We start from the raw sequence: 25,236 nt of genomic DNA on the forward strand, positions 1-25,236 counted from the left end.
AATTTCATCGCCTTTTTTTCTAGAGGAATATCCGTTTCACTCTCTCTTCCATTTCTTCGCCATAATTTGCATTATCTTTAATATTCTCTATTAAATATCCGAGCTCATCATGGAACCCGTTAAGCTCCAGCTCCGTGTTTCCGATATGTAAAAACACAGGAAGATTGGCGTCGAGGGCCGCTTTAAGATCGGACCAGATGCCTTCGTTTAAAATGACGTATTCAAAGGAATCGTCCTGTTCAAGTATGTATACAAATGCAAAATGATCGGAGTCTGTCAGCATGCGTCCGGCCGGTTTCCGCTCCGCTCCGTCATTGATTTCGCTGGTCAACACCAGCCGGTCGTTTCGCAGATTGGCTTCTGTAATCTCAATTCTGTTCTGCATAATGCTCTCCTTTACAATAAAAGTACAGATTCATTTTATCATATCAGCTTCAATATTGATAAACGTTCCTTCTCAAGAGATAATAAGGAAAATGCAATTTTACCAGCTGAGAGGATGAAAAAATTAAAGAATGAGCCAGGAACTTGAAATCGAATTTAAAAATATGCTGACAAAAAAAGAATTTGAGAAAATCAAATCATATTATCAATTTACTTCCGAGCAATTTGTTATACAAAAAAACCATTATTACGATACGTCCTCCTTTTCTTTAAAAGAAAAAGGAGCGGCTTTAAGAATTCGCGAAAAACAGCAGCGATATGTACTGACATTAAAAGAGCCGGCACCTGTAGGTCTGATGGAAACCCACCAGGAGCTGACCGGGAATCCCGAATTTGAAACGTTCACGATTCCGCATGGACCGGTATACGATCGCCTGAAGCGCCTCGGCATTCAACCGGACGAGCTCATCCTTTTCGGAACGCTTGCGACAAGCCGTGCAGAAAAAAAATTGCCGCAGGGCTTAATTGTTTTGGATCACAGCCGATACTTAATGGTAGAAGACTTTGAAGTTGAATTCGAAGTGACAGACTATGAACGCGGAAAACGGGATTTCTCTGAACTGCTGAAATCGTTCGGCATCCCTGAGCGTGAAACCAAAAATAAAATCGTCCGATTTTATGAACAAAAACTTAAAGATCAATAAGGTGGGAAAACAATGAACGTCAACCATTTGGCCGCCCTCTTGGAACTCCAGGCGATACGGTCGTTTTATCCGGCTTCAGACAGCGGTCCCGAAGATGCTGGTTTTGATTTCAGCTCGATTTTAAACCAATATTTAAGCAATGTCGGCGGTTTGGAGTCTTCACAGCCCGCGGTTGTTCCGGCCGTGTCGACAGGGTCTCAGCTCCAGGCGCCGCTGACAGCCGAAAAGCCTGCGGCAATTGCGGCCGTCCCATCTGCCGCAGCGAAACCCGTCTCTTTCGGCGGCCAAAATCAGAGCATTGACCAGATCATCAAAAACGCCGCAGAAAAATACGGAGTCGATGAGAAGCTGATTCATGCCGTCGTCAAGCAGGAATCGCGCTACCAGGAAAAAGCGGTCAGCCCGGCCGGCGCCATGGGCCTGATGCAGCTCATGCCGTCAACGGCGAAAGCGCTCGGCGTGAATAACGCTTTTGACCCCGTACAAAATATAGAAGGCGGAACAAAATACTTAAAGCAGATGCTCGATAAATACAGCGGGAATGTGAACCTCGCATTAGCGGCCTACAATGCCGGACCGGGAAATGTCCAAAAATACGGAGGCATTCCCCCTTTTAAAGAAACGCAAAATTATGTAAAAAGAATCACCTCAAATTACTATGCTTAAGCCGGAAAGGATGCTTTCCGGCTCAGATTGTTGACAAAATCCCAAAACGACTTTTAGTTTTGGGATTTTGTCATCCTTTCAGCGTGATTGAAAACCCTTGCAGTCTAGGAAGGCCGAGCATCGGAGCGGAGCGAATGTTGGAATTCGTGAGCACCGACGCGCAGGCCTGACATCGAATGCGAGGGTTTGTCGACACGCTGAGCTGGAAAGGACGCTTTCCGGCTTTTTTGTCCGCATTTACTTCCTCTTTGATCCTCCCGGTATTAAAAATACACATTTAAGAAGCGAATATGATATGATATTTGAAACAAAATCAGCGATTTTCGCCCGCAGGCAGAAGTCGGTTTGTTTGTAGAAATGGAACGAGGTTGCTAAAATAAGTATATACAATCGTGAAATAATAAATGATGCACAAGATAAATATTTTTTTGCGATAGGAATCGGTATATTTTCCTATTAGCCATATTAAAAGGAGTAGTCAACATGGGACAATCGTTTAACGCACCTTATGAAGCGATTGGAGAAGAGCTTCTATCGCAACTTGTTGATACTTTTTATGAGCGTGTAAAGCGGCATCCGCTGCTCTACCCGATTTTTCCGGACGACTTAACGGAAACGGCAAGAAAACAGAAGCAATTTTTAACGCAATATTTAGGCGGTCCGCCGCTTTATACAGAAGAACACGGACACCCGATGCTGAGGGCGCGGCACCTGCCGTTTCCAATCACACCGGAACGGGCGGACGCATGGCTTTCGTGTATGAAAGAGGCAATGGATCATGTCGGTTTAAAGGGCGAAATAAGGGAATTTCTTTTTGAAAGGCTGACATTGACAGCCAGACATATGGTAAATCAGCCTAAAATGGAGGATGGTTCACATTGACACTAAATCAGCGTGACCAATTTTTCTCCCATTGCCATGGACATCCGCAAAAACCGATGGAAATTTATATGTTTGTCGACCCTTTGTCTCCCGAATGCTGGGCTTTGGAGCCGGCGATCAAAAAGTTGAAAATCCGCTACGGCCGTTTTTTCACACTAAGGATCATCGCCGCATGCAGCATCACAGCGCTGAACGTTCAGAAACGTAAAAAGCACCGCCTCGCAGAGGCATGGGAAAAGATCGCATGCAGATCAGGCATGTCTTGTGACGGGACGCTCCTGCATGACAAAGCGCTCTCCGCACCATACCTCGCTTCACTCGCTTTAAAAGCGGCGGAACTGCAAGGCAGAAAAGCAGGGCTGCAGTTTTTGAGATGCATGCAGGAAAGCCTGTTTCTCAATCGGCAGGATATCACCGAAGAACAGGTGCTGCTGGCGATCGCAGAGCATACACAGCTCGATCTGGAGGAATTTAAAAGGGATCTTCATTCGCAGAGCGCCGTGAAAGCCCTGCAATGCGATTTGAAAATCGCTGCCGAAATGGAAGTGGCATCTGTCCCGACTCTTACGTTTTTTAACAGTCTCCGCGAAGGAGAAGGCTTAAAAGTAACCGGAAATTATTCATACGAGATTTACGAAGAAGTATTGTTTGAGATGCTCGGTGATGAGCCGAAGCCTTCACAAACACCTCCGCTCGAACTTTTTATCGAATACTTTCAATTTGTAGCCGACAAAGAAATTGCCGTCGTTTACGACTGGACGCTGGAAGAGGTGGAACGGGAAATGAAAAAGCTCGCGTTCGCCCGCAAAGTCGAAAGAGTGGAAGCGAAACACGGCATGTTCTGGCGCTATATAAACGGACATCATGATGCCGGACCGCTTTATCAATGCGAAAAATAGCACGGGTTTCTCCCGTGTTTTTTTTCGCGCTAAAACGAACGCACGTTCCTATTTGAAGCAGTAAGAAACCGCGCCGGGATAAGCGCGGTTTCTAATTATGTCTTAACGACAACAAAGGGGATGGGAGAAATTTTTCACGGTCAAACAAAGGGGTAAATGTTTGTTTGTGATCAATTTCACATCTTTATAATATCAAATCATGTCGAGTTTTGACAACTGATTTCATTAGTTTTCACATTTTTGTCACAAAAACATAAAAAATAGATGTCCATCATATGATCAAAGTAACAAAGAAAACGAGCCCACCGCACGTTGCCATACCGCGATTTATGCGAACTGGCGCCCGGGTTTTGCTGCCTTTTTGCGCCTCGTCTCCCCCTGTGAAATTTTATCAGTCCTTAGGAGGGTTTTTATGCTTCAGATCATTTTAGGACTTGCATCAATATTATTTTTTTTCGTCTTGAATATTTTAGGTATGATGAATATGTTTCCCCTTTATATTACGTCCCCTCTCTTATTTATATCAATCCTTTTTACGCTCAGCCGCCTCAACCACCGTAAAACATTTAAAGGTTTTTGACCTCATCGAAAACAAGGCTGCCGGTATAACCGGCAGCCTCTTCTATATACTCGCCTATTATGAATGATTGACTTTTTGCAAAAGTTCTTCCATTTCGTTCAGCTGCTCTTCAAACTTTTTGCACGCAGCTTCGATCGGCTCCGAAGATGTCATATCAACACCGGCTTTTTTCAGCACTTCAATCGGATAATCCGAGCTACCCGCTTTCAAGAACTCAATATAGCGGTCAACAGCCGATTTGCCTTCTTTTAAAATCTGCTGACTGAGTGCCTGAGCTGCACTGAAGCCTGTCGCATACTGATACACATAATAATTGTAATAGAAATGCGGTATTCTTGACCACTCAAGACCGATTTCCTTATCAATCTCAATATTGTCACCGAAATATTTCTTATTCAAATCATAGTAGATGCTCGTTAACAGCTCAGGTGTCAGCGGTTCCCCTTCCTGGGCTTTGCTATGGATCTCATGTTCAAATTCGGCAAACATCGTCTGTCTGAAAACCGTTCCTTTGAAGCCTTCAAGCATATGATTCAAAATGTAGAGCCGCTGTTTTTCATCGTCGATTGTATTCAGCAAGTATTCTCCCAAAAGTGCTTCATTCGTCGTAGAAGCTACTTCGGCTACGAAAATGCTGTAGTTTCCGTACGGGTAAGGCTGATATTTTCTCGTATAGTAGCTGTGCACGGAATGGCCGAATTCATGGACGAGCGTAAACAAATTATTGACGTTGTCCTGCCAGTTCATCAAAATATACGGATTTGTTCCGTAAGTTCCTGAAGAATAAGCGCCGCTGCGTTTTCCTTTGTTTTCATACACATCGACCCAGCGGTTGTTCAATCCTTCTTTCAGGATGGATGAATATTCTTCCCCTAAAGGCGTCAAACCTTTTAGCATATAGTCCTTGGCCTGCTCGTAGGTAACTTTCATTCCAGAGTCCTTTACCAGCGGAGTATACAGATCATACATGTGTACTTCATCAAGCTCAAGCACTTTTTTTCTAAGCTCAACATAGCGGTGAAGAAGCGGGAGATGCTTGTTGATCGTGCTGACAAGATTGTCATAGACTTCTTCAGGAATGCTGTTTCGCGACAAAGCAGCTTCCCGCGCCGATTTATAATGTTTAACCTTCGCATAAAAGTTGTCTTTTTTCACAGCTCCGCTGAGCGTGGAAGCGAGCGTGTTTTTAAAGCGGCCGTATGTTTCGTAAACCGCCTTGAATGCCGCGCGGCGGACATCGCGGTTCTCGCTTTCCAAAAAGGTGACATAATTGCCGTGTGTGAGCTGTACCTTTTCTCCATTTTCATCGGTGATCTCCGGAAATTCCATATCAGCGTTATTCAGCATGCCGAACGTGTTGGAAGAAGATGAAAGAACATCAGACGCTTCGGCCAAAATTCCTTCCTCCTCCTCGCTCAGTACGTGAGGACGCTCTTTATTGATTTCTTCGAGAGCATGCGAGTAAAGCTTTAACTCCTCTTTTTCCAGCAGGAACTGCTGAAGCTTTTCTTCTTGAATCGATAGTATTTCCGGCACCATGTAGGCCGTCGCGCTCGCAGCCTGGGTATAGAGGTTGGCCGCTTTATCATTGAGACCTTGGTAAAAAGAATTTCCAGTATCCTGATCATAGCGCATGTGAGCGTAAGTATACAGCTTCCCGAGACGCTCCATCACCTTATCCTGATAAGTCAGCGCTTCATATAGATCATCGGCGGAATGGCCGAGCCTGCCCTTGAATTCGGAAAGCTTGGGCAGCAGTTCTTTAACGGCTTGAAATTCCTCGCTCCAAGCATCATCTGACGGGAAGATATCCTCAAGTCTCCACGTGTCTTCTTGCTTCACCTCTTCTCTTGAAGGCAGTTTCTTCGATTTTTTTTCTTCAGCCACTGTCAATCCCCTCGCTTTCTTTACTCCAAGTCCATTGTTGTCCAATAAACTTGTATTGTGTTTATCTTCTGTTTTTTCACCGTCTTTTGTCAAATCATATGCGAAAAAAAAGACGCAAAATCCCGCCGTTAAAAAATAAAATACATATCTTTTGATCTGAAACAGCCCGGACACCACCTTCCTTTCTTTAGGTTGAACGAAAGGCTTGATAATCATTCGGAAAAATAATGTTCATCCCTTTTTAACAGCGCCTCCAGCCGCGGCTCCGGAGCAACAGGACCCGCGGAATAATAAAATTCCTCTTTCCTCTCTAAAAATCCTTTTTTATGCAAAAAACAAATGTATTCACAAACGGCATCAGCAGCCGTTTGCTGCCCGCTCCATCTCAGCTTCAGCCTTTTGCCCTTGACGAGCCAGTCCATATAATGAACCGCAGACTGCAGGCGAAACGTATCATGCTTCGTTATAAATAAGAAAAGGTGCCCTTGCCACACATAAACCGGGTGGGCAAAAATATAGCCTGACGGCACCGGGAGAAAGACTTCTGAGGGGAAAAAAGGGAGCGGGAGCCGGAACTTTTCATAAAAGAGCGCGGCCATCTGCTTCGCTTCTTTTGATAAAAAACGCACGGTCGACATTCGAAAGCTGCGGATGTTTTCTTTCCAACCTTTAAGCTGGAGAGGCGAACAGTTTTCCCATGCGGTTAAATCATGCCAGCCTGCTTCAGCAAGTGGGAGAAAACGCAAGGATGCGGATGTTTTGTTTGTTTGAAAGGGAATCAAGTGTTCGAGGATGATGAAAGCCTTTTGTTCGGGGCAAAAAAACAGGAGCTTAGGAGGCTTATCCCTTTTCTGAGCGAACTGCCAGTGAAACCCTGAAAGCTGAAAAAAACTCCTCGTCAAGCGTCTTACCCGGTTACCGCCCAGAATCCACAACGGCTCGATTCCCAGTTTGAGAAAGCCGTCCGTTCTTTTTCGGTACGCTGCTGCATCGAGATTCGCACATTGAAATTCAACTGCAACCTGGCGGGTTCCGTATTCCAGAAGCAAATCGGGCCTTTGTCTGATCTCTTGCAAATACGGTTCAAGCACCGGGTGGAAGCCTTGTCTGCCGAGCCATTCGTACAACAGCCGTTTTCCTTTCAGGTGATAGGAGCTCTCCGGTTCATGTTGCACCGGACATGCTGCACCCTGCTTATGAGCGAAGTGCGGGAGCTTGACAGCACCGACTTTCAGGTCGAGTTCACACCGGCAAACCGGACAGTAAAATAAATGTCTTTTTCTCAACCGCTTGAGATCTTCGGTTTTGTATCCGTCGGCAAGACAGATGATCTCTTCTTGATCGATCATTGCACTGAACATATTGTCTCTCTCCTTCCTGTTTGATCAAGTATTCAACATGCGCGGAAGCTTTCCTTTTTTTGAAAACGCTTCAAAATCAGGCCGATTTTATATAAAGTAGTATTATAGAACTCGAAATTTTTAGAAAAGGAGTTTTTGACATCAAACGGAAGCTGACCACCAAGCTTACATTGCTGATTCTCACCCTGCTATTCATCTTGCTTTCTGTTATGAGCGGCCTCTATTTAATCATTTTAGAAAATTCGTTAAAAACACAAATTCAAGCCAGAGCGCTCGATATGGCGAAAACGCTCGCCCAGATGCCTTCCGTCCAGGAAGCCTTTGAAACGGACGATCCGTCCCGAATCCTTCAGCCAATTGCAGAAAACGCGAGAAAGCAGTCCGGTGCGCAATACATTGTGATCGGCTCGGCGGATGCGATTCGCTATGCGCATCCGCACCCGGGAAAAATCGGCAAACCGATGGTCGGCGGAGACAATCAGCGCGCTCTTAAAAAAGGGGAAGCATATATTTCGGAAGCCGTCGGCACGCTTGGCCCGGCCATCAGGGGCAAAGCCCCGATCCTTAATGAAAACGGCAAAATCGTCGGAATCATCTCAGTCGGTTTTTTAAAAGAAAATATTCAGGATACCGTCTCGCAATATCAGACAAAATTAATATTTTTATTAGGATTTGTCGTGCTGATGGGGGTTTTGGGAGCCGTCTATATTTCCCGCAATGTCAAAAAGTCCATTTTCGGTCTTGAACCTTATGAAATTAATCAATTATATACTGAAAAACAGGCGATTACAGAATCTGTGCACGAGGCCTTGATCGCCATCAACAAACATGAAGAAATCACGCTCTTGAATAGAAAAGCGTGTGAGCTCCTTCGCGTCGAAAGCGAAGATCAGTGGCTCGGCAAACCGATTTCCGAGCTTCTTCCAGATACGCTGCTCCCCGAAGTGATGAAAACGAAAACGGCGCAAAAAGATCAGGAATTAACGATCGGAAATGAAGAATTAATCGTCAACAGAGTGCCGATTTTCGAAAACGAAAAAATCCGCGGGGCCGTTGCAAGCTTCAGGAGAAAGACGGACATTGACGAACTCTCCAAAAAGCTGGCGCAAACTTCGCAATACGCGGAAGGTCTGAGAGCCCAGACCCACGAATATTCAAACAAGCTGAACACAATCGCGGGACTGATCCAGCTGGAAAGCTATTCTGAAGCGCTCGAATTGATCCAAAAAGAGAACAAAAGCCATCAGGAAATGCTGCGATTTCTCATCCATTCGATTCCTGATCCGCTTCTTTCCGGGTTGCTGCTGGGAAAGGTCAACCGTGCAAAAGAGCTGCACATCAACCTGGAAATCGATGAAAGCTCAAAATTGGACGCTTTGCCGGACGAAATGGACAAAGGCAAATTCATTACGATTTTAGGAAATTTGATTGAGAATGCTTTTGACGCCGTTTCCCACAAAAAAGACCGCAGCATCCTTGTCTTCTTGTCAGACGGGGGAGATCACATCTTAATTGAAGTCGAAGACTCGGGAGACGGTATTCCCGAGGAGGAACAGGAGCGGATCTTTCAAAAGTTTTATTCGACAAAAGCGGCTAATCACCGCGGTCTCGGCCTCTTTTTAGTCAAAGAAGCCGTCAATGCGTTAAACGGACAAATCAAAGCGGATAAAAGCGACCTTGGCGGAGCATTGTTTACTGTCGTGATACCAAATAGAGAAACGCTGGGGGACTGACCTATGAAAGCATTACAAGTGTTTATCGTAGAGGATGACATCAGGAACGCTGACATACATCAAAAACTGATCAGCAAAATTGAAGGATTTTCTGTTATTGGAATCGCAGAAAATTTTCAAGATGCAAAGGATTTGCTTCCGGACGTGAAGCCCGATCTTGTCCTGCTCGACATTTTTCTGCCGGACGGCTCAGGCATGGAGCTTCTCTGGCTGATCAGACAAAAGCTCAGACATACAGACGTCATGATGATTACGGCTGCGAAAGAAGTTGAGTATGTCGAACAGGCGATTCGCGCGGGAGCCGTCGATTATTTGATCAAGCCGATTATGTTTTCCAGGCTGAAAGAAACGCTGTTAAACTATCGGTCCTACCGGCTCAAGGTAAATGAAATGTCTTCAATCGATCAGACAGACGTTGACAGCTTGATGGCAAAAAGGCGAAGCATCATGAAAGAAAAACAAACCGCTGAAGCCGATTATCCGAAAGGAATCGACGGCCTGACGCTGAAAAAAGTAGCCGGCGTTTTAAACAAAAGTGAAAACAGCGATGGCATCACCGCCGAAAATCTCGGGCGCACCATCGGTGTCAGCCGGACGACCGCAAGGCGCTATTTAGAATTTTTAGCTGCGGAAAAGCATGTAAAAACAGAACTTTTTTATGGAACCGTCGGACGTCCCGAACGCCGCTACAAGCCTGTGAAAAATGAAAGTCCGGAAACGTAGCGTTCCGGACATCAAAAGCTCAGCCTTCCAAATCGATCGACTTTTTATTTTTGTTCTTCATTGCCCGGGAAATCGGCGGTACGATGAGCGACAAAAGAGCCGTAATCAATAAACCGATTGTGACGGGACTTTCAATAAACACGGACAGGCTTCCTGATGACAGCGTCATCGCTTGTCTAAACGATTCTTCCATCAAACTTCCGAGAATAAAAGCTAAAATAAACGGAGCCGCCGGAAAAGACAGCACTCTCATAAAATACCCGAGGATTCCGAAGAACACCAGAATATAAAGATGCACGACATTAAATGTCACAGCATAGACGCCGATCAGGCAGAAAACAAATATGAGCGAAATTAAAAGCTGCTTCGGAATCAGAAGAATTTTTGACAAGAAAGGAATTAACGGCAAATTTAAAATCAGCAGAAATAAATTGCCGATATACATGCTTGCGATCACGCCCCAGAACACGTCGGGATGATCCGTCAGCATGAGCGGTCCCGGCTGAACGCCGACGACCAAAAGGGCGCCGAGCAGGACGGCCGTTGTTCCTGATCCGGGAATCCCGAGTGTCAGAAGGGGTACGAATGCGCCGCTCGTTGCCGCATTGTTCGAAGTCTCAGGTGCTGCGACCCCTTTGATATTTCCCTTGCCAAACGTTTCAGGATGTTTTGAGATTCTCTTCTCTGTAATATAAGAAATAAATGATGCAATTGTCGCCCCTGCACCGGGCAGGATGCCGAGCAAAAATCCGATGACCGAATGCCTTGCGATCGGTCCCGAAATCTCTTTCATTTCGCTTTTCGTCACCTTCAGGCTGCCGACCTGAGACGCTCCTTCCGTCATCGGCTTGTTCCGCGTCTTGATCAAGAACGCAACTTCAGCAAGTGCAAACAAACCGAGAGCCACGATCAGAAAATCGATGCCTTCCAGAAGGCTTGCCACACCGAATGTAAACCGTTCGGTCCCCGTCTGCGGATCAATCCCGATGGTAGCGGTCATAAAGCCCAATGTCGCAGAAATCAGCGCCTTGACTGTCGATCCTTCGGAAAGGCTTGAAATTGCCACCAAGCCGAGCATCATCAATGCAAAATATTCTGTCGGTCCAAATGTCACCGCAATGTTTGCCATTGTCGGTGCGACGAGCATCAGCGCAACTACGGTGATCGTTCCGCCTGCAAAGGAGCAAATTGCAGCGATGGCAAGGGCTTTTCCCGCTTTCCCCTGCTTTGCCATCGGATAGCCGTCAAACGATGTTGCGACAGTGCCCGCTACTCCGGGGGCATTTAACAGAATCGATGACGTCGAACCGCCAAAGACCGCTCCGTAATAGACACCCGCCATCAAAATTAACGCGGAGGCCGGGTCCATTCCGTAACTTAACGGGATCATAATGGCAATCGCAGTGATCGGCCCGAGCCCAGGCAGCATCCCGATAACCGTCCCGATCAGCACCCCGATAAAAGCGAACATGATATTCTGCGGAGTCAGCGCCACCTGAAATCCGTATAATATACTATCTAACATGCACTTTCCTCCTTATGTTCGATTAAAAAGGCATAACCCCCTGCGGAAGCATGATGTTGAGCACATAGTTGAATGAAAAATAAATTGTGCCGCTGAAAATCAGTGAAACGAGCGCAGCCGTTGTCCAATTTCGATATCCCAACACCGCGGGCAAAACGATCAGCAGCATTACCGTAGAAAGCAAAAATCCGATGAATTCCAAAATCGAAATGTAGATCAACAGAGAAGCAACACAGAGCATCATGACCTTGACGTCTTTTTTCTTCAGCTGAAACAGCTTTTTCACCGTTGTATCTTTTTGATCTTTTTCAAAAAACAGAAATACACCCAAAATGAGAAGCAATATGCCTAAACTTTTCGGCAGCACGTCCGCATCGATCACCGCGTACGGATAGCTGTCTAAATTAAAGCTGAGCGCCAGGTAAATGGCTGCCACAGCCAAAATGATGACAGAAACGGCCCGGTTTGTGATTCTCATGGTTTACACCAGCCTTTCTCGATTTCAGCTTGCCGGTCGCCGGCTGTGCCGGGCAAAGCTTTTAAGGCTTTCCCGTGCCGGCAACCGCGCGGAGACCATTTTATTTGCCACCCAATCCGATATCATCAAGGAGCGCTTCCATTTCTTTATATTGAGCGTCAAGATAGTCTTTGAATTCTTGATGGCCCATAAACTTATCCGTCCATCCATAGCTGTCCCGAATCGATTTCCAGCTGTCTTTTTCCATCATCTCTTTGATTTTTTCTTCATAATATTTTACGGCGGACTCGCTCATCCCCGGAGGTCCCATAAATCCTCTCCAGACCGTAAATTCATCATCGATTCCCTGCTCTTTTAAGGTCGGAAAATCTTTGACCGTATCTCCTTTCATGCGTTCGGGAGCGGTGATGGCCAGCACTCTGACTTTTCCGGCTCGCGCCTGTTCGGCCGCTTCACCGACACCCGTCGAGTAGACGTCGGCTTTTTTACCGAGCAGCATGCTCATCCCGGCGCCGTCTTGCGCCGTAATGTATTTCAGCTCTTTCGCATCAACGCCAGCCTTTTGAACAGCGCTGACAAATTGCATGTGGTCCATGCTTCCCGGAGAAGACGTCCCTACAATAGAGGCTTTTTTCGGATCTTTTTTCAGCGCATCCACAAGATCTGTCATCGACTGATAAGGCGAATCTTTATGAACAACAAACGCTCCGTAGTCGGCAATCACGCTTGCGATCGGCGTAAAATCATTGTGACCGTACTGGGATTGTCCGTTTAAAGGCACGAACAAAATCGGCGGAGATGTAACAAACAACGTATGGTTATCACCTTTTTTGCGGTGGACATACGACCATCCCGACCCTCCCCCGCCGCCCGGTTTATTGACGACAGCCATCTTTTCAATCAATTTTTCTTCACCCATAATTTTCGAGATCGTTCTGGCCGTTGTATCCCATCCCCCGCCGGCTCCGGCAGGCGCAACGACCTCAATTGCTTTCGAAGGTTTAAAGTCTTTTTCGTTCGCGGCTTTATTTGAAGCCGTGTTTCCGCCGCATCCTCCCAAAATCAGCGCAAACACAAGCAAAATTGTAAAGCCGTAACATCTACCCCTCTTTGTCATGTTGTGCTCCCCCTTCATTGTAATCGCTTTCATTATAGCTTCCTCGACTTTTCGTGCACAGTTTAACTGCATAATATTCTTTTTGTTCATAAAGTTCACAAAAATCTTCCTCAAATAGAGATGTAATTTTTGTTAAAGGATAATTATGGGATCAACTTCTGACCAATTAAAAACCCCTCTCCGCAGAGAAGGGTCAGTCTTTCAATTTGATATTACATTTTTTAAGGAAGGTACATCGCAAATTTGCCGTTTGCCACAAGGCTGTTTAGCATGTAAAGACATGATCCGTAATAATCTTCTGGAATATATGTGCTGTTAAACGCATTGGCAAATCCCGTCCTTAATGATGCATCGCTTGCTGCAGTCGCGCCGCCCGCATTGGCGGCGATCAGGCCAACCGGGCTTCCTTTTTTGACGGCCGTCCCATTCAGCGTATATTCATGGGCCGTTCTCCCGTAGTTTTCCCGTTTCATAAACGTCAAGAACTTGTTAACCGCTTTTTGCTCGCTGGCGCGATATGCGTTATCTGCCGAGGACCAAAGTGTATGATCCATAGCGATATGAGACACCGTCCGCCAAGCATCATAGCTGAAATTTCGGTCTGTTTCCGTTGAGGAATGAGCCGCATCGCTTACGCCGTCAAAGCCGGCTTCATCGGGAAACAGCCCTGTGGCCGCATTGGTGACGGTTGATCCGTTATTTAACACGCTTTTAAACGTTGTTTCTGACAAGTATGTTCGAGATTTGTTTACTGCATCTTTCCAAAAATACTGCTGGCTGCTTCTGGCGCTTTTAGCGAACAACTCGAAAAAAGCAGGAACGTGGTAGGATGGGTCCGTCCAATTGACATAAGGGCCGAATCGAACCATCGCATAGCGCTGATCCTTGCTGTTTTTAATAAACACTCGCGATTCCTTACCTGTGTTGGCGTATTCTCCATCACCGGCCAAAGCGTCAAGCATGTCTTGAGCCCGCTCTTTGTAATCGTACGGGTATTTTTTATCTCCCCAGCGGCCAGATGCCATCATGAGCGCTGCCGCAAACCAGACCTCGCCGTCAGATGCAACATTCTGATCAATGGTTTGCACGTCTGAGCCGTTCGTTTTCATATGCCAGCTATGGTAGCCGTACAAACTGTCGCTTCTGTCGGAATGGCGCATATATTTACGGACGAAATCCCACAGCTTTTGGAACTTATACTCATCATTCATTTGCAGCGTAATCATCATCCCGTAACTCATACCCTCTGTTTTGACGCTGTAGTAGCCATTGCCCAGGTTATCGTCCGTCGTCGAAGCGATGTAAGCTGAACCGTCCTTCATATAATGAAACAGCGATCCGCCTTTACCATCGCCTTTTGTATCAAAGTATTTTTTATAGGCCTGATTCAAATTGTTTTTACCCGTTGTTCCGAGAATATCCGGAGTCTTGGAATGTACGGCTGCCATGGCTGTTTGAGAATAAGCGGCACAAAAACATGTTAAACCAATAAAGACAGCCATGATCCATTTTAAACTTTTTCGCATCAAATCAATCTCACCTTTCAAAATTTGTCATAACACCAATCCATCTTAATCAATGAAACTGGAAGTGTATAGATCAGATTGACCCTATTTGGTTTGGTCCGAAATGATCGTTTTCTTTTGAAAGTGGTGAGCCGTTTGAAAGATGTAGAACGGGAGGAGGGAAGTTGTGGAGAATTGAAGCTCTTTGTTATATTTGTTCCAGAAAGTTAAAGCCGGCTTCAAAAGAAACCGGCTTTTTTATGCGAAGTGCTTTTTTATTGTATGAAGAGCATGATCCGCTGCAATCAGTGTTCCATACTCTTTCAGCATATGAATCGTCGTCTTTGATTCTGAGGCATACTCCAGCAGAATGCTCAGCTGGTTTTCCACCTCTTCATCAGGCAGTTCACTGAAATCCACGAATAAATAATAGCGGTTCTCGTGAGAGTACAATGTCGTTTGGCAGCCGCTGATAGACATTTTTGACAGTGAGATTAAATCCTCAAAATCGTCAAACTTTAAAACAAACTGCAGTTTCTGCTCTTCTGCCTGCTCTTCTTTTTGAAAGTCGTCAAGCAAAGCATCAAGGCTTTCTTCTGCTACATGCTGTTTTTTATCTTCAGGAATCGGCAGTTCCAGCTTTTGTCCGTCTTTGGACAGCTGAGCTCTTGTCACAATGATTTCCAATCCCTTATCAAGGGCCTGCACTTGAATCCAAAGGGGGCCTTCAACGGCAAACTCTTCTTCTTCGTGCACTTCGTCCATCATTTCCCAAAAAAGCTCTTCACTGCGTTCTCGATTGTACCAAATTTCTTCTCTGTCAAACCCGCGGTCTTCGATATCACCGTAGGAAATATAAAACTTAACCGTATGTTCGTTTATTCTTTCGATTTCCATTTGCCAACCTTCCCTTCTTTGTAAGATGTTGAAGGGATAACTAAGCTCCCAATTAATTGTACTTTACTACACTTTACCCATTACGTCCACTTCTTAACCTTATCCATAATCAATCTTTATTTTCTATTTTATGATAAAAAAGGCGGAAAAGAAATAAAAACGCCTCCAAAGCCAAGCTAACATATTTTCCGGCCTGCTTCATATATTAGTTGTACAAGCAGCAGCTGTAGATGCGGGTGCCTTTTAGGCAAGTCCCGATGCAAAGGCAAAGCGAGGTGCCAGTTGATGGAACACGATGTACTGATGTCGTTCCTTGTGATCATCGGAATCGATCTCATACTTGGCGGCGACAACGCTGTTGTGATTGCAATGGCAAGCCGTCATTTGCCTCCACGGCAAAGACAAAAAGCGATCATCATCGGCACATTGATCGCCATCATGATGAGAATCGCGCTAACAATGGCAGCAGTGTACCTGCTCGCGGTTCCTTATCTGCAATTTATCGGAGGAATCTTCCTGTTGTACTTAGGATATCAGCTTTTGATTGAGAAAAAAGATGCCCAGCATGTCAAAGGCGGGACATCTTTATTTAAGGCGATCCGTATCATCGTGATTGCCGATTTGTTCATGTCGCTCGATAATGTGATTGCGGTCGCTGGAGCTTCGCACGGACGCCTGATGCTAGTCGTTGTCGGCTTGATGGTCTCCGTCCCGGTCATCATTTGGGGCAGCAGGCTGATTCAAGCGGCCCTTGCAAAGTTTCCGCTCTTCATATACGCGGGAAGCGGACTGCTCGCTTATACCGGCGGCGAAATGATCGTCAGGGAGCAGGAGTTGTCTTCCTTTATGGCGCAGCACAGCACCCTCGAAATGCTGCTGCCCGTCCTGACGGTGATTTTTGTGATTCTAGCCAGTATTTATTATGAACAGACGAGTGAAAAGCATTAAAAAAAGAAGGCTGAAAAATTCAGCCTTCTTTTAGTTTGCGAGACGCTGCGCTTCACGAAGCTGGAATGTGCGCACTTTGCGCGGCAGGAAGCGGCGGATTTCGTCTTCGTTGTATCCAACCTGCAGGCGCTTTTCGTCAATGATGATCGGACGGCGCAAAAGGCCCGGATGTTCATTGATGAGCTGGTACAGCTCTTGAAGCGGCATTGTTTCAAGGTTGACGTTCAGTTTTTGGAACACTTTGGAACGGGTTGAAATAATTTCGTCTGTTCCGTCCTCCGTCATTCGTAAAATCTCTTTTATTTCATCAATTGATAAAGGCTCTGAAAAAATATTTCTTTCCGTATACGGAATATCATGTTCTTCTAACCATGCGCGCGCCTTTCTGCAAGACGTGCAGCTTGGGGATGTATATAATGTAACCATATTGCTTCACTCCTTAAAAAGTAGAATGAAATTAGCGTATTCTTAAATTGAAATAAATCTAAAAAAGTAATCTTTATTGAGTATTATACTATAAAAAAGTAAGTGTGAACAGTCTGTAACAGAAATTTTTTGACAATCCAGCGACTTTTGCTTTTTTATGCCATCTGTTATTCTCATTTAGCTCAATTCATCGAAAATGTTTTTTTGTTTATGATCGTCAACAATCGTAAGGACGTCATCCACATCTTCATAAGATTCTCCATACCACTTCTCATCTTTGTATGTATGGATTTTTTCGTACGTTTCTTTCATCGCGTCAAACACTTCTTTCTCTGTGTTTGATTTTGGAGACCAATACAAAATCTCCATTTTGTTCACTTTGCCGGTTGCGAGTGACCGGCGACGGTAACCAATCGACTCAGCGTGTTTAAAGTTTTCCTTTTGATAAAATTTAAGACGTTTCGCCGTATCGGCATCATCTTCATCCACGGGCTCGACTTCGAGGAGGATCGGTTTGTTTTTCTTTTTCAGCTTCTCAATCAGCTTGGAACCAAGTCCCTGTCCTCGCGCGTCTTTAGAAACGAATAAATAGTCGATGAAAATAAAAGAGTCGAATTCGGCGTACATCAACACATGATGACGGCCTTCTTCTTTATGGTAAATATCGTTTTGTTCCTTTAACAATGCTTCCATGTGCTCTTTTGATTTCATTTCTTCAATTGGGAAATACTCGCTAAGCTTCTCATACCAGTTCATTGATTTGCTCCTTATGGATGTTCTAATTTCACACTTTAGATATACCCGCTTTCTTTTTAGTTTAAACAAAATCTTTTTAGAAAGGAGCTTCAGTGAAGCTGAGCATGTTACCTACATATACTAAGACGGTTGTCTCCCGCGAAGGTTTCAAATTTTTTCTCAAAAAATTGCCGGCGGTTGTTCGGCATAAAAAAAAGACAGCCTTGTGACGGCTGTCTTCCTGCTTCGTTTATTTGGTTTGATAGGCTTTAAATTCTTCCTCTGTACACATGACGAAATGGCCGGGCTTTACTTCACGAAGCTCCATCTGTTCGTCGCCTTTCAGCTGGTGGACGCTTGGATCATACGTCTTCCGCACGCGCGTACGCTCATAATCCGGATCAGGGAGCGGAATGGCGGAAAGCAATGATTGTGTATACGGGTGAAGCGGATTTTCATACAGTTCATCTGCCGGCGCCAATTCAACAAGCTTCCCAAAATACATGACGCCGATCCTGTCGCTGATATATTTGACCATCGACAGATCGTGAGCGATGAAAAGGTATGTAAGCCCTCTTTCCTTTTGTAAATCCTTCATTAAATTAACGACTTGCGCTTGAATGGACACGTCCAGAGCGGAGATCGGTTCATCGGCAATGATGAATTCCGGCTCGACCGCAAGCGCCCTTGCGATTCCGATCCGCTGGCGCTGTCCGCCGGAAAATTCGTGCGGATAGCGGTTCGCGTGCTCTTTATTTAAGCCGACGAGTTTGAGGAGTTCATGAACGCGCTCAAGCCGCTCTTTTTTCGTTTTGGCCAAACCGTGGATGTCAATTCCTTCTGCGATGATGTCGGCAACCGTCATCCGTGGGTTCAAGGAAGCATATGGGTCCTGAAAAATCATCTGCATCTTCCGGTTGAATTCGAGAAGGTCCTTGGCAGACTTTTTGTCGTGGACATTCTTTCCCTTAAACAAGACTTCTCCGGAAGTCGCTTGATACAAACGAATGATCGAACGGCCAGTCGTCGACTTTCCGCAGCCGGATTCACCGACAAGACCGAGCGTCTCTCCTTTGAAAATGTCAAAAGAGATTCCGTCAACAGCTTTCACAATCCCTTTCGGCGTTGAAAAGTGCTGTTTTAAATTCTTGATTTCGAGCAGTTTTTCTGCCACATCATTCACCTTCTTTCACTTCAACCGGTTTTTCATACTGATTTTTAAACTCCTTCATCTTGCTTTTGACAGCGGCCGGCGGCTCAACTTTTGGAGCGTCCGGGTGCAAAAGCCATGACTTCACATAGTGTGTATCAGATATTTTAAACATCGGCGGTTCTTGTTCAAAATCGATTTTCATTGCGTAAGGGCTTCTTAATGCAAAGGCATCGCCCTTCGGCGGATTGGTCAAATCAGGCGGAGAGCCCGGTATCGCCATTAATTCTTCATCACCGTCGTTGTCAAGGCTCGGCATTGATGCCAACAACCCCCATGTATACGGATGCTTCGGGTTGTAGAAAATCTCGTCGACCGTACCGATCTCCACAATTTGTCCCGCGTACATGACGGCGACTCTGTCTGCGACATTCGCGACAACGCCGAGATCGTGCGTAATAAAAATGATGGATGTCTCGATCTTTTTCTGCAATTCTTTCATCAGCTCTAAAATCTGCGCCTGAATCGTCACATCAAGAGCTGTCGTCGGTTCGTCCGCGATTAAAAGCTTTGGATTGGCCGCAAGCGCCATCGCGATAACGACGCGCTGCCGCATCCCACCGCTAAATTCGTGCGGATACTGGTTGACGCGGCGTTCAGGCATCGGAATTCCGACCAGGCTGAGAAGCTCTACCGCCCGCTTATTGGCCTCTTCTTTTGAGATCTTTTCATGCTTAAACAGCACTTCTGTGATTTGACGGCCGACTTTCATCGTCGGGTTCAAAGAAGTCATCGGATCCTGAAAGATCATGCCGATCTCTTTTCCCCTGATTGACTGCATTTGTTTTTCCGTTTTCGGAACCAGGTCTTGTCCGTCAAATAAAATTTGTCCGTTTTTAAAATAGCCCGGCGGCATCGGAATCAGTTTCATAATCGCCTGCGAAGTGACGCTTTTGCCTGATCCGGATTCTCCGACGATCGCAAGCGTCTCTCCTTTGTCAACATGAAAGTTGACGCCGCGGATCGCCTGTACTTCTCCGGCGTATGTTTTAAAAGAAATGGCTAAATCTTTCACTTCAAGTAAGTGTTTCATCTTTCTCACTCCTTTATTTACGCAGCTTCGGATCTAAAGCGTCGCGCAGTCCGTCGCCGATAACGTTGAATGCAAACATGGTCAGACAGATAAAAGTAGCCGGGAAGAACAGGCGCCATGGGTAATACTCCAATCCCTGCACACCGTCTGTAGCCATCGTTCCCCAGCTTGCAAGCGGCTGCGGAACCCCGAGGCCGAGGTAGCTTAAAAACGCTTCATAGAAAATAGCCGTAGGCACGGTTAATGTCATGGTGACCAAGATCGGGCTCATAATGTTGGGCAGCAAGTGCTTTCTGATGATGCGCGAGTTTTTCGCTCCCAAAGTTCTTGAGGCGAGCACAAACTCCTGATTTTTGAGCTGGAGTACTTGTCCACGGACGATTCTTGCCATGTTGATCCATCCCGTAATAACCATCGCGACGATCATCGTGATCAAGCCTTTTCCCATCACTACGAGCAGCAGGATCGTCATTAATAAGGAAGGAATCGCCCATAAAACATCTGCAATTCTCATCATAATTTCGTCAGTACGTCCGCCTCTGATGCCTGATATCGCACCCCATATCACACCGATCAAAACGTCGATCAGCGCGGCAGCCAGTCCGATTGTCAGCGAGATGCGTGCGCCGACCCATGTACGGACGAATACGTCCCTTCCAAGGTCATCTGTTCCAAACCAGTGCTCGCCGCTCGGCGGCTGGTTCGCATTCGTTAAATCCGTTTCTTCATATTGAAAGCTTGAGAATACCGGCGCGAAAATAGCCATCAGAGCGATCAGGATCAGAACCACCAGTCCAAACAGCGCCAGCTTGTTTTCTTTAAATCTCAAGAATACGTCTGTCCAAAATGAAAGGTTTTTCTTTGAGATCTTTTCGGCTTCGCTATGGTCAACAGCTGCAGGTTCAAACATGTCTTTTGGTATTTGCTGCATCCTCTTACTCCCCTTTCTTAGCGCCAAACAGTTTAATGCGCGGATCAATTAAGCCGTATAAAAGATCGACAATCAAGACGCAAAGCAGCAAGATTGCCCCGAAGAAGACGGTAACACCCATGATCACCGTGTAGTCTCGGTTCGTAATGCTGGTGACAAAGTGCATGCCGAGTCCCGGTATACCGAATACTTTTTCGACGACAAACGTTCCTGTCAAAATGGACGCCGCCATTGGCCCCATATATGTAACAACCGGCATGATGGCATTTCGTATCGCATGCTTAAACGTAACGGCCGGTGTGCTCAAACCTTTTGCACGTGCCGTGCGGATATAGTCGCTGCTCAACACTTCAAGCATGCTCGAACGCGTCAAACGGGCGATAAACGCCATCGGCATCGAGGCGACTGCGATGGCAGGAAGCACAGTATGTCCCCATGACTCCCATTGTGCGACAGGGAACATGCCCAGCTTCATTGCCAGCACGTATTGAAGAAGTGCAGCCATGATGAAGTTCGGAACAGAGATCCCAACAACCGCAATGATCATCGCTGTGTAGTCCTGCCACTTGTTTCGCTTCAGCGCGGCGATCACGCCGAACAATACGCCGAAAGCGAGCGCAAGGCAAATCGCTTCCAATCCAAGTGTAAAAGAAATCGGAAAACCTGAGCTGATCAAGTCGTTCACAGTTTGTCCCTTATATTTAAATGACGGCCCGAAATCCCACTTTGCTACCGATACTAAATAATCGAGATATTGTTTAAAAAGAGGCTGGTCTAAACCATAGTAGGAATTGAGACTGGCTTCAATTGCAGGGGGAAGTTTCCTCTCGCCTGAAAAGGGTCCGCCCGGTATCGCTCTCATCAGGAAGAAGGTAGCTGTGACAATAACCCAGAGAGAAATTAACATATAAACAAGACGACGGCCTAAAAATTTAATCAATTTTACACACCTCCGAATATTCAGTCTATTAACTTCTTTTCATAAATAAAAGTATATGGGGGGAAAGTCTAAGCCCCATATACTTTCATGCAATTTTATTCAAAATGCGCGGTTTTGAAATAGATCTCACCAGTACCAGTTAGAACAAAGTCTTTTAAGCTTTCATCATGAAGATACGGCATTGTGTAGAAGTAGATCGGTGCGACCGGCAGCTCATCCATGATGATGCTTTCTGCTTCTTTCATCAGCTCGATGCGTTTCGCTGAATCAGTTTCTCTCGATGCTTTATTCAGCAGCTCTTTATACTTTGCGTTTTCCCAGTTCGTATCATTGTTTCCGCCTTCTTTGTCGCGGTATGTTTCAAGGAAGTTCATTCCGTCGTTAAAGTCGGCGGTCCAGCCTAAACGGCCGATTTGATAGTTTCCTGCATGGAGCTTATCGATGTATACGTTCCATTCTTCATTGCCTAGTTCCACATCTAAGCCCAGTTCCTTGTTCCACATTTCCTGAACGGCTTGAGCGATTTTTTGGTGTGCTTCATCCGTGTTGAAGGAAAGCGTGATTTTCGGAAGGTCTGACGCTTTTTTCAAACCGAGCTCTTTCAAGCCTTTTTCCAAGTATTCTTTCGCCTTATCAACATCATGGTCTTTGAAATAGCCTTTATTGGACTCAAAACCGTGAACTGCCGGCGGCACTAATCCCATCGCAGGCAGCTGTTCCGCTTGCGTGATGTTTTTGACGATCGCTTCGCGGTTGATCGCGTATGTCAGCGCCTTACGGATGTTGACATTGTTCAGCGGAGCCGCTTCAGTGTTGAATTTGTACAGGTAAACCGATGCGAACGGATCAATGTTCAGGCCTTCTTTTTTCAGGCTTGGAATCGCATCCGTTGAAATCTGGTCAAGCGGCTGTCCTACAAAGTCTAGCTCGCCTTTTTTGTACATGTTCAGACCAGTGTTCGGATCGTTGACCATCGCCATATTGATTTTCTTCAGCTTAACAGCGTCTTTATCCCAGTACTGGTCGTTTTTCTCCAGCACGATGTTTCCGCCGTGCTTCCATTTCGCCATTTTGAAAGGTCCGTTAGATACGTAGTTCTCGTCTGCGTTTGTGTACCATTTCGCATTCTTCTCTGCTACCTTTTTATTGACTGGCATATATGTGTAGAATGCTGTCAGTTCAGTAAAATACGGTGTTGGTTTTTCAAGCTCGACTTTTAAAGTCTTATCATTAACAGCTTTAACGCCGACATCTTCAATTTTCCCTTTGCCGGTGTTCGCTGCTTCTCCGCCTTTTAAGTAGTAAAGCTGATACGCATATTGCGATTCGTTTTTAGGGTCGAGCGCCCATTTCCATGCGTATTCAAAATCCTCTGCTGTTACAGGATCTCCATTTGACCATTTCGCGTCGCGGAGCGTGAATGTGTATGATTTTTGGTCGTCGCTGACTTCGATTTTTTCGGCTGCCGCTTCAACCGGCTTTCCATCTTTACCGATTGTCGTCAATCCTTCAAAAGTCTGACGAAGCACGTTTGCAGACACCGAATCGTTTGCGAGTCCCGGATGTAGTGAAAACGGTTCTGTTTTAATGTTGACATTTAATGTGTCTTTCCCTTTGCTGTCTTTTTTACCGCCGTCACCGGAGCTTGAGCCGAAGCCGCAGGCGCTGAGGACGAGTGTGAAAATGAGCATTAAACTGATAAATGACAAACGCTTCTTCAAAGAGAAACCCCCCAATTTCTTGTTTTTTAGTTCCTTACTCCTGAACATTCAGATTTATCATAAAAAAGTAATAGGCCCACTTGCCATACTTTTTCCTCTGTTTCGTCTTTTCTGAATATTTGTTATGTAAGAAACCTGTAACACCGAGGTGAACAAATTCATTATAATTAATAGAATAATTTATTGCAATATTAATTTTCAATTATTTTTTTATTCAAACTATTTATGATTGTCAGGTTTTCTGCCAAATGTACAAATACACTTCTCTGTTTTAAAGCGTAACCACATTAAAAGGAAAGTTTATGTTTTACAGGTTAAAACGTTTTACACGTATAACATTAACCATTCTTTATATCGAACCAGATGCCGCCGCGCCAACTTTATTCAGCCCGGTATTCGTTTTCTTTTCCCCAAGGCTGTCGACTTTCATTTAAAATTTATATATAATAAAATTATGAATAACATGCGATGAAGAAGAAGAGTACACATTTCTTCCCATTTAAAGAGAGTCCGCGGTGCTGGGAGCGGATAATGGCGAATGTGGAATGGGCTTCGGAGCAGCTGACCGAACACGGATAAGTAGGCTCAGCCGGAGAAGACTCCGTTACAAACGTCTAGAGCGATTTCATTTTGACCATAATGAAATAATCAGGGTGGCACCACGGTTCATTCGTCCCTTTTCTTTTAAGGGAAGAATGGGCCTTTTTATTTTGAAATGGAAAGAGGGATTCACATGAAAAAAACGATTTTTTCCGGTATCCAACCGAGCGGCTCTGTCACCCTCGGCAACTATATCGGAGCGATGAAGCAGTTTGTCGACTTGCAGGATGACTACAACTGTTACTTCTGCATCGTCGATCAGCACGCGATCACAGTACCGCAGGACCGGCTCGCGCTGAGAAAGAACATTCGGAACCTTGCCGCGCTGTATTTGGCGATCGGCCTCGATCCGAAAAAAGCGACGCTGTTTATCCAATCGGAAGTGCCTGCACACGCCCAGGCGGGATGGATGCTTCAGTGTGTCGCCTACATCGGCGAGCTTGAGCGCATGACGCAGTACAAAGATAAATCAGCCGGAAAGGAAGCCGTCGTCTCCGGTCTTTTGACATATCCTCCATTAATGGCGGCGGACATTCTGCTTTATGGAACAGACGTCGTCCCTGTCGGAGAAGATCAGAAGCAGCATCTTGAATTAACCCGGAACTTGGCGGAGCGTTTCAATAAGAAATATAATGACATTTTTACGGTTCCGGAGGTTAAAATACCGAAGGTCGGCGCCCGCATTATGTCGCTTGCCGACCCGCTCAAAAAAATGAGCAAATCCGATCCGAACCAAAAAGCGTTCATCACCCTGCTCGACGAACCAAAACAGCTTGAGAAAAAAATCAAAAGCGCTGTCACGGATTCCGACGGAATCGTCAAATATGATAAAGAAAACAAACCCGGTGTATCCAACCTTCTGACGATCTATTCGATTCTCGGACAAGTCTCAATCGAAGAGCTTGAAGCAAAATACGAAGGCAAAGGCTACGGCGAATTTAAATCAGACCTTGCCGAAGTCGTCATCGGCGCGCTGAAACCGATTCAAGACCGTTACCACGAATTGATCGAATCTGAAGAGCTGGACCGGATTTTGGACGAAGGCGCCGAACGCGCAAATCAAACAGCAAACAAGATGCTGAAAAAAATGGAAAACGCGATGGGGCTCGGCCGAAAAAGACGCTGATCCAAAAACACCTTCCGATTGTACGATAATCGGAAGGTGTTTTTCATAGAGAACAGCCGCAGCTCCGCATTTACTTGCCTCCGGATCACGATATTTCTATAATAAATGATTCAAAACACATGTCTCCAGTCCTTCATTGACCGCTTTGTCAGAAAGACAGCTCATATTTTTTATTTTTCAATATAGAATTTTCGCTTTTACAAATAAAAAGACCGCCGCACTTCC

At 45.5% G+C, this 25,236-nt stretch carries 24 protein-coding genes, 1 pseudogene and 1 other annotated feature; of the genes and pseudogenes, 9 read left to right on the forward strand and 16 right to left on the reverse strand.

Annotated elements, in window-relative coordinates; all coding sequences use genetic code 11:
* Positions 1-19: 19 nt before the first annotated feature.
* Positions 20-385 carry a UPF0738 family protein gene (locus M1E03_RS15090; RefSeq protein ID WP_003180659.1) on the reverse strand — a complete coding sequence of 122 codons (366 nt, stop codon included), beginning with the start codon at positions 383-385 and terminating at the stop codon, positions 20-22.
* Positions 386-515: 130 nt separating this feature from the next.
* On the opposite strand from M1E03_RS15090, the gene M1E03_RS15095 reads away from it, so the two are divergent.
* The 5 genes from M1E03_RS15095 (at position 516) to M1E03_RS15115 (ending at position 4,115) form a co-directional block, all read left to right on the forward strand.
* Complete coding sequence (locus M1E03_RS15095; RefSeq protein ID WP_020450948.1) at positions 516-1,088, forward strand: CYTH domain-containing protein; 573 nt, start codon at positions 516-518, stop codon at positions 1,086-1,088.
* Positions 1,089-1,100: 12 nt separating this feature from the next.
* A complete protein-coding gene (locus tag M1E03_RS15100) occupies positions 1,101-1,754 on the forward strand; it encodes a lytic transglycosylase domain-containing protein (RefSeq protein WP_020450947.1) in 654 nt (217 codons plus the stop codon).
* A gap of 483 nt (positions 1,755-2,237) precedes the next feature.
* Positions 2,238-2,636, forward strand: coding sequence for a globin domain-containing protein (locus tag M1E03_RS15105; protein ID WP_003180652.1), 399 nt, complete (start codon positions 2,238-2,240; stop codon positions 2,634-2,636).
* Positions 2,633-3,535: a protease adaptor protein SpxH gene (gene spxH, locus M1E03_RS15110; RefSeq protein WP_003180650.1), complete on the forward strand. Its 903-nt coding sequence runs from the start codon at positions 2,633-2,635 to the stop codon at positions 3,533-3,535. The genes M1E03_RS15105 and spxH overlap by 4 nt, the downstream gene beginning before the upstream one ends.
* A gap of 412 nt (positions 3,536-3,947) precedes the next feature.
* A complete protein-coding gene (locus M1E03_RS15115; protein WP_020450945.1) occupies positions 3,948-4,115 on the forward strand; it encodes a hypothetical protein in 168 nt (55 codons plus the stop codon).
* A gap of 57 nt (positions 4,116-4,172) precedes the next feature.
* Here the strand turns inward: M1E03_RS15115 and pepF are convergent, their stop codons facing one another.
* The gene (gene pepF, locus M1E03_RS15120; RefSeq protein WP_023856662.1) at positions 4,173-6,002 is read right to left on the reverse strand and encodes an oligoendopeptidase F; all 1,830 of its coding nucleotides are present in this window, start codon (positions 6,000-6,002) and stop codon (positions 4,173-4,175) included.
* 212 nt (positions 6,003-6,214) lie between these two features.
* Complete coding sequence (locus M1E03_RS15125; protein ID WP_020450943.1) at positions 6,215-7,363, reverse strand: competence protein CoiA family protein; 1,149 nt, start codon at positions 7,361-7,363, stop codon at positions 6,215-6,217.
* A gap of 170 nt (positions 7,364-7,533) precedes the next feature.
* On the opposite strand from M1E03_RS15125, the gene M1E03_RS15130 reads away from it, so the two are divergent.
* Entirely contained in the window at positions 7,534-9,096 is a 1,563-nt protein-coding gene (locus M1E03_RS15130; protein WP_020450942.1) for an ATP-binding protein, read from the forward strand.
* Positions 9,097-9,099: 3 nt separating this feature from the next.
* Positions 9,100-9,819 carry a response regulator gene (locus M1E03_RS15135; RefSeq protein WP_020450941.1) on the forward strand — a complete coding sequence of 240 codons (720 nt, stop codon included), beginning with the start codon at positions 9,100-9,102 and terminating at the stop codon, positions 9,817-9,819.
* 19 nt (positions 9,820-9,838) lie between these two features.
* Here M1E03_RS15135 and M1E03_RS15140 read toward each other — a convergent pair whose 3' ends face one another.
* From M1E03_RS15140 to M1E03_RS15165, 6 genes and pseudogenes are all read right to left on the reverse strand, one after another.
* On the reverse strand, positions 9,839-11,344 hold the full coding sequence (locus M1E03_RS15140) for a tripartite tricarboxylate transporter permease (RefSeq protein WP_020450940.1): 1,506 nt from the start codon (positions 11,342-11,344) through the stop codon (positions 9,839-9,841).
* Between the two features lie 22 nt (positions 11,345-11,366).
* Positions 11,367-11,822 (reverse strand): tripartite tricarboxylate transporter TctB family protein, encoded by a 456-nt coding sequence (locus tag M1E03_RS15145; RefSeq protein ID WP_003180634.1) that lies wholly within the window; start codon positions 11,820-11,822, stop codon positions 11,367-11,369.
* 100 nt (positions 11,823-11,922) lie between these two features.
* Positions 11,923-12,939 carry a tripartite tricarboxylate transporter substrate binding protein gene (locus tag M1E03_RS15150; protein WP_035334155.1) on the reverse strand — a complete coding sequence of 339 codons (1,017 nt, stop codon included), beginning with the start codon at positions 12,937-12,939 and terminating at the stop codon, positions 11,923-11,925.
* 221 nt (positions 12,940-13,160) lie between these two features.
* Entirely contained in the window at positions 13,161-14,465 is a 1,305-nt protein-coding gene (locus tag M1E03_RS15155; protein ID WP_458110494.1) for a glycosyl hydrolase family 8, read from the reverse strand.
* A gap of 237 nt (positions 14,466-14,702) precedes the next feature.
* On the reverse strand, positions 14,703-15,341 hold the full coding sequence (gene mecA / locus M1E03_RS15160; RefSeq protein ID WP_003180627.1) for an adaptor protein MecA: 639 nt from the start codon (positions 15,339-15,341) through the stop codon (positions 14,703-14,705).
* A pseudogene (locus tag M1E03_RS15165) lies at positions 15,323-15,448 on the reverse strand (hypothetical protein). The gene mecA and the pseudogene M1E03_RS15165 overlap by 19 nt, the downstream one beginning before the upstream one ends.
* A 178-nt stretch (positions 15,449-15,626) precedes the next feature.
* On the opposite strand from M1E03_RS15165, the gene M1E03_RS15170 reads away from it, so the two are divergent.
* A complete protein-coding gene (locus M1E03_RS15170) occupies positions 15,627-16,289 on the forward strand; it encodes a TerC family protein (protein ID WP_020450936.1) in 663 nt (220 codons plus the stop codon).
* Between the two features lie 30 nt (positions 16,290-16,319).
* Here M1E03_RS15170 and spxA read toward each other — a convergent pair whose 3' ends face one another.
* The 7 genes from spxA to M1E03_RS15205 all read right to left on the reverse strand — a co-directional run bounded on the left by spxA (position 16,320) and on the right by M1E03_RS15205 (position 23,285).
* Positions 16,320-16,715 carry a transcriptional regulator SpxA gene (gene spxA, locus M1E03_RS15175; RefSeq protein WP_003180621.1) on the reverse strand — a complete coding sequence of 132 codons (396 nt, stop codon included), beginning with the start codon at positions 16,713-16,715 and terminating at the stop codon, positions 16,320-16,322.
* Between the two features lie 177 nt (positions 16,716-16,892).
* A complete protein-coding gene (locus tag M1E03_RS15180; protein WP_003180619.1) occupies positions 16,893-17,471 on the reverse strand; it encodes a GNAT family N-acetyltransferase in 579 nt (192 codons plus the stop codon).
* A 229-nt stretch (positions 17,472-17,700) separates the two neighbouring features.
* Positions 17,701-18,624 carry an ABC transporter ATP-binding protein gene (locus M1E03_RS15185; protein ID WP_023856654.1) on the reverse strand — a complete coding sequence of 308 codons (924 nt, stop codon included), beginning with the start codon at positions 18,622-18,624 and terminating at the stop codon, positions 17,701-17,703.
* Position 18,625: 1 nt separating this feature from the next.
* The gene (locus M1E03_RS15190; RefSeq protein WP_020450934.1) at positions 18,626-19,693 is read right to left on the reverse strand and encodes an ABC transporter ATP-binding protein; all 1,068 of its coding nucleotides are present in this window, start codon (positions 19,691-19,693) and stop codon (positions 18,626-18,628) included.
* 13 nt (positions 19,694-19,706) lie between these two features.
* Positions 19,707-20,624, reverse strand: a complete 918-nt coding sequence (locus tag M1E03_RS15195; protein WP_020450933.1) for an ABC transporter permease — start codon at positions 20,622-20,624, stop codon at positions 19,707-19,709.
* Between the two features lie 4 nt (positions 20,625-20,628).
* Positions 20,629-21,564 carry an ABC transporter permease gene (locus M1E03_RS15200; RefSeq protein WP_020450932.1) on the reverse strand — a complete coding sequence of 312 codons (936 nt, stop codon included), beginning with the start codon at positions 21,562-21,564 and terminating at the stop codon, positions 20,629-20,631.
* 95 nt (positions 21,565-21,659) lie between these two features.
* On the reverse strand, positions 21,660-23,285 hold the full coding sequence (locus tag M1E03_RS15205; RefSeq protein ID WP_458110495.1) for a peptide ABC transporter substrate-binding protein: 1,626 nt from the start codon (positions 23,283-23,285) through the stop codon (positions 21,660-21,662).
* 459 nt (positions 23,286-23,744) lie between these two features.
* Positions 23,745-23,966 (forward strand) — a binding site (T-box leader).
* A gap of 52 nt (positions 23,967-24,018) precedes the next feature.
* On the opposite strand from M1E03_RS15205, the gene trpS reads away from it, so the two are divergent.
* Positions 24,019-25,011 (forward strand): tryptophan--tRNA ligase, encoded by a 993-nt coding sequence (trpS, locus tag M1E03_RS15210; protein WP_023856651.1) that lies wholly within the window; start codon positions 24,019-24,021, stop codon positions 25,009-25,011.
* The last annotated feature ends 225 nt before the right edge of the window (positions 25,012-25,236 follow it).

It is taken from the genome of Bacillus sp. PK6-013 (genome assembly GCF_054161445.1).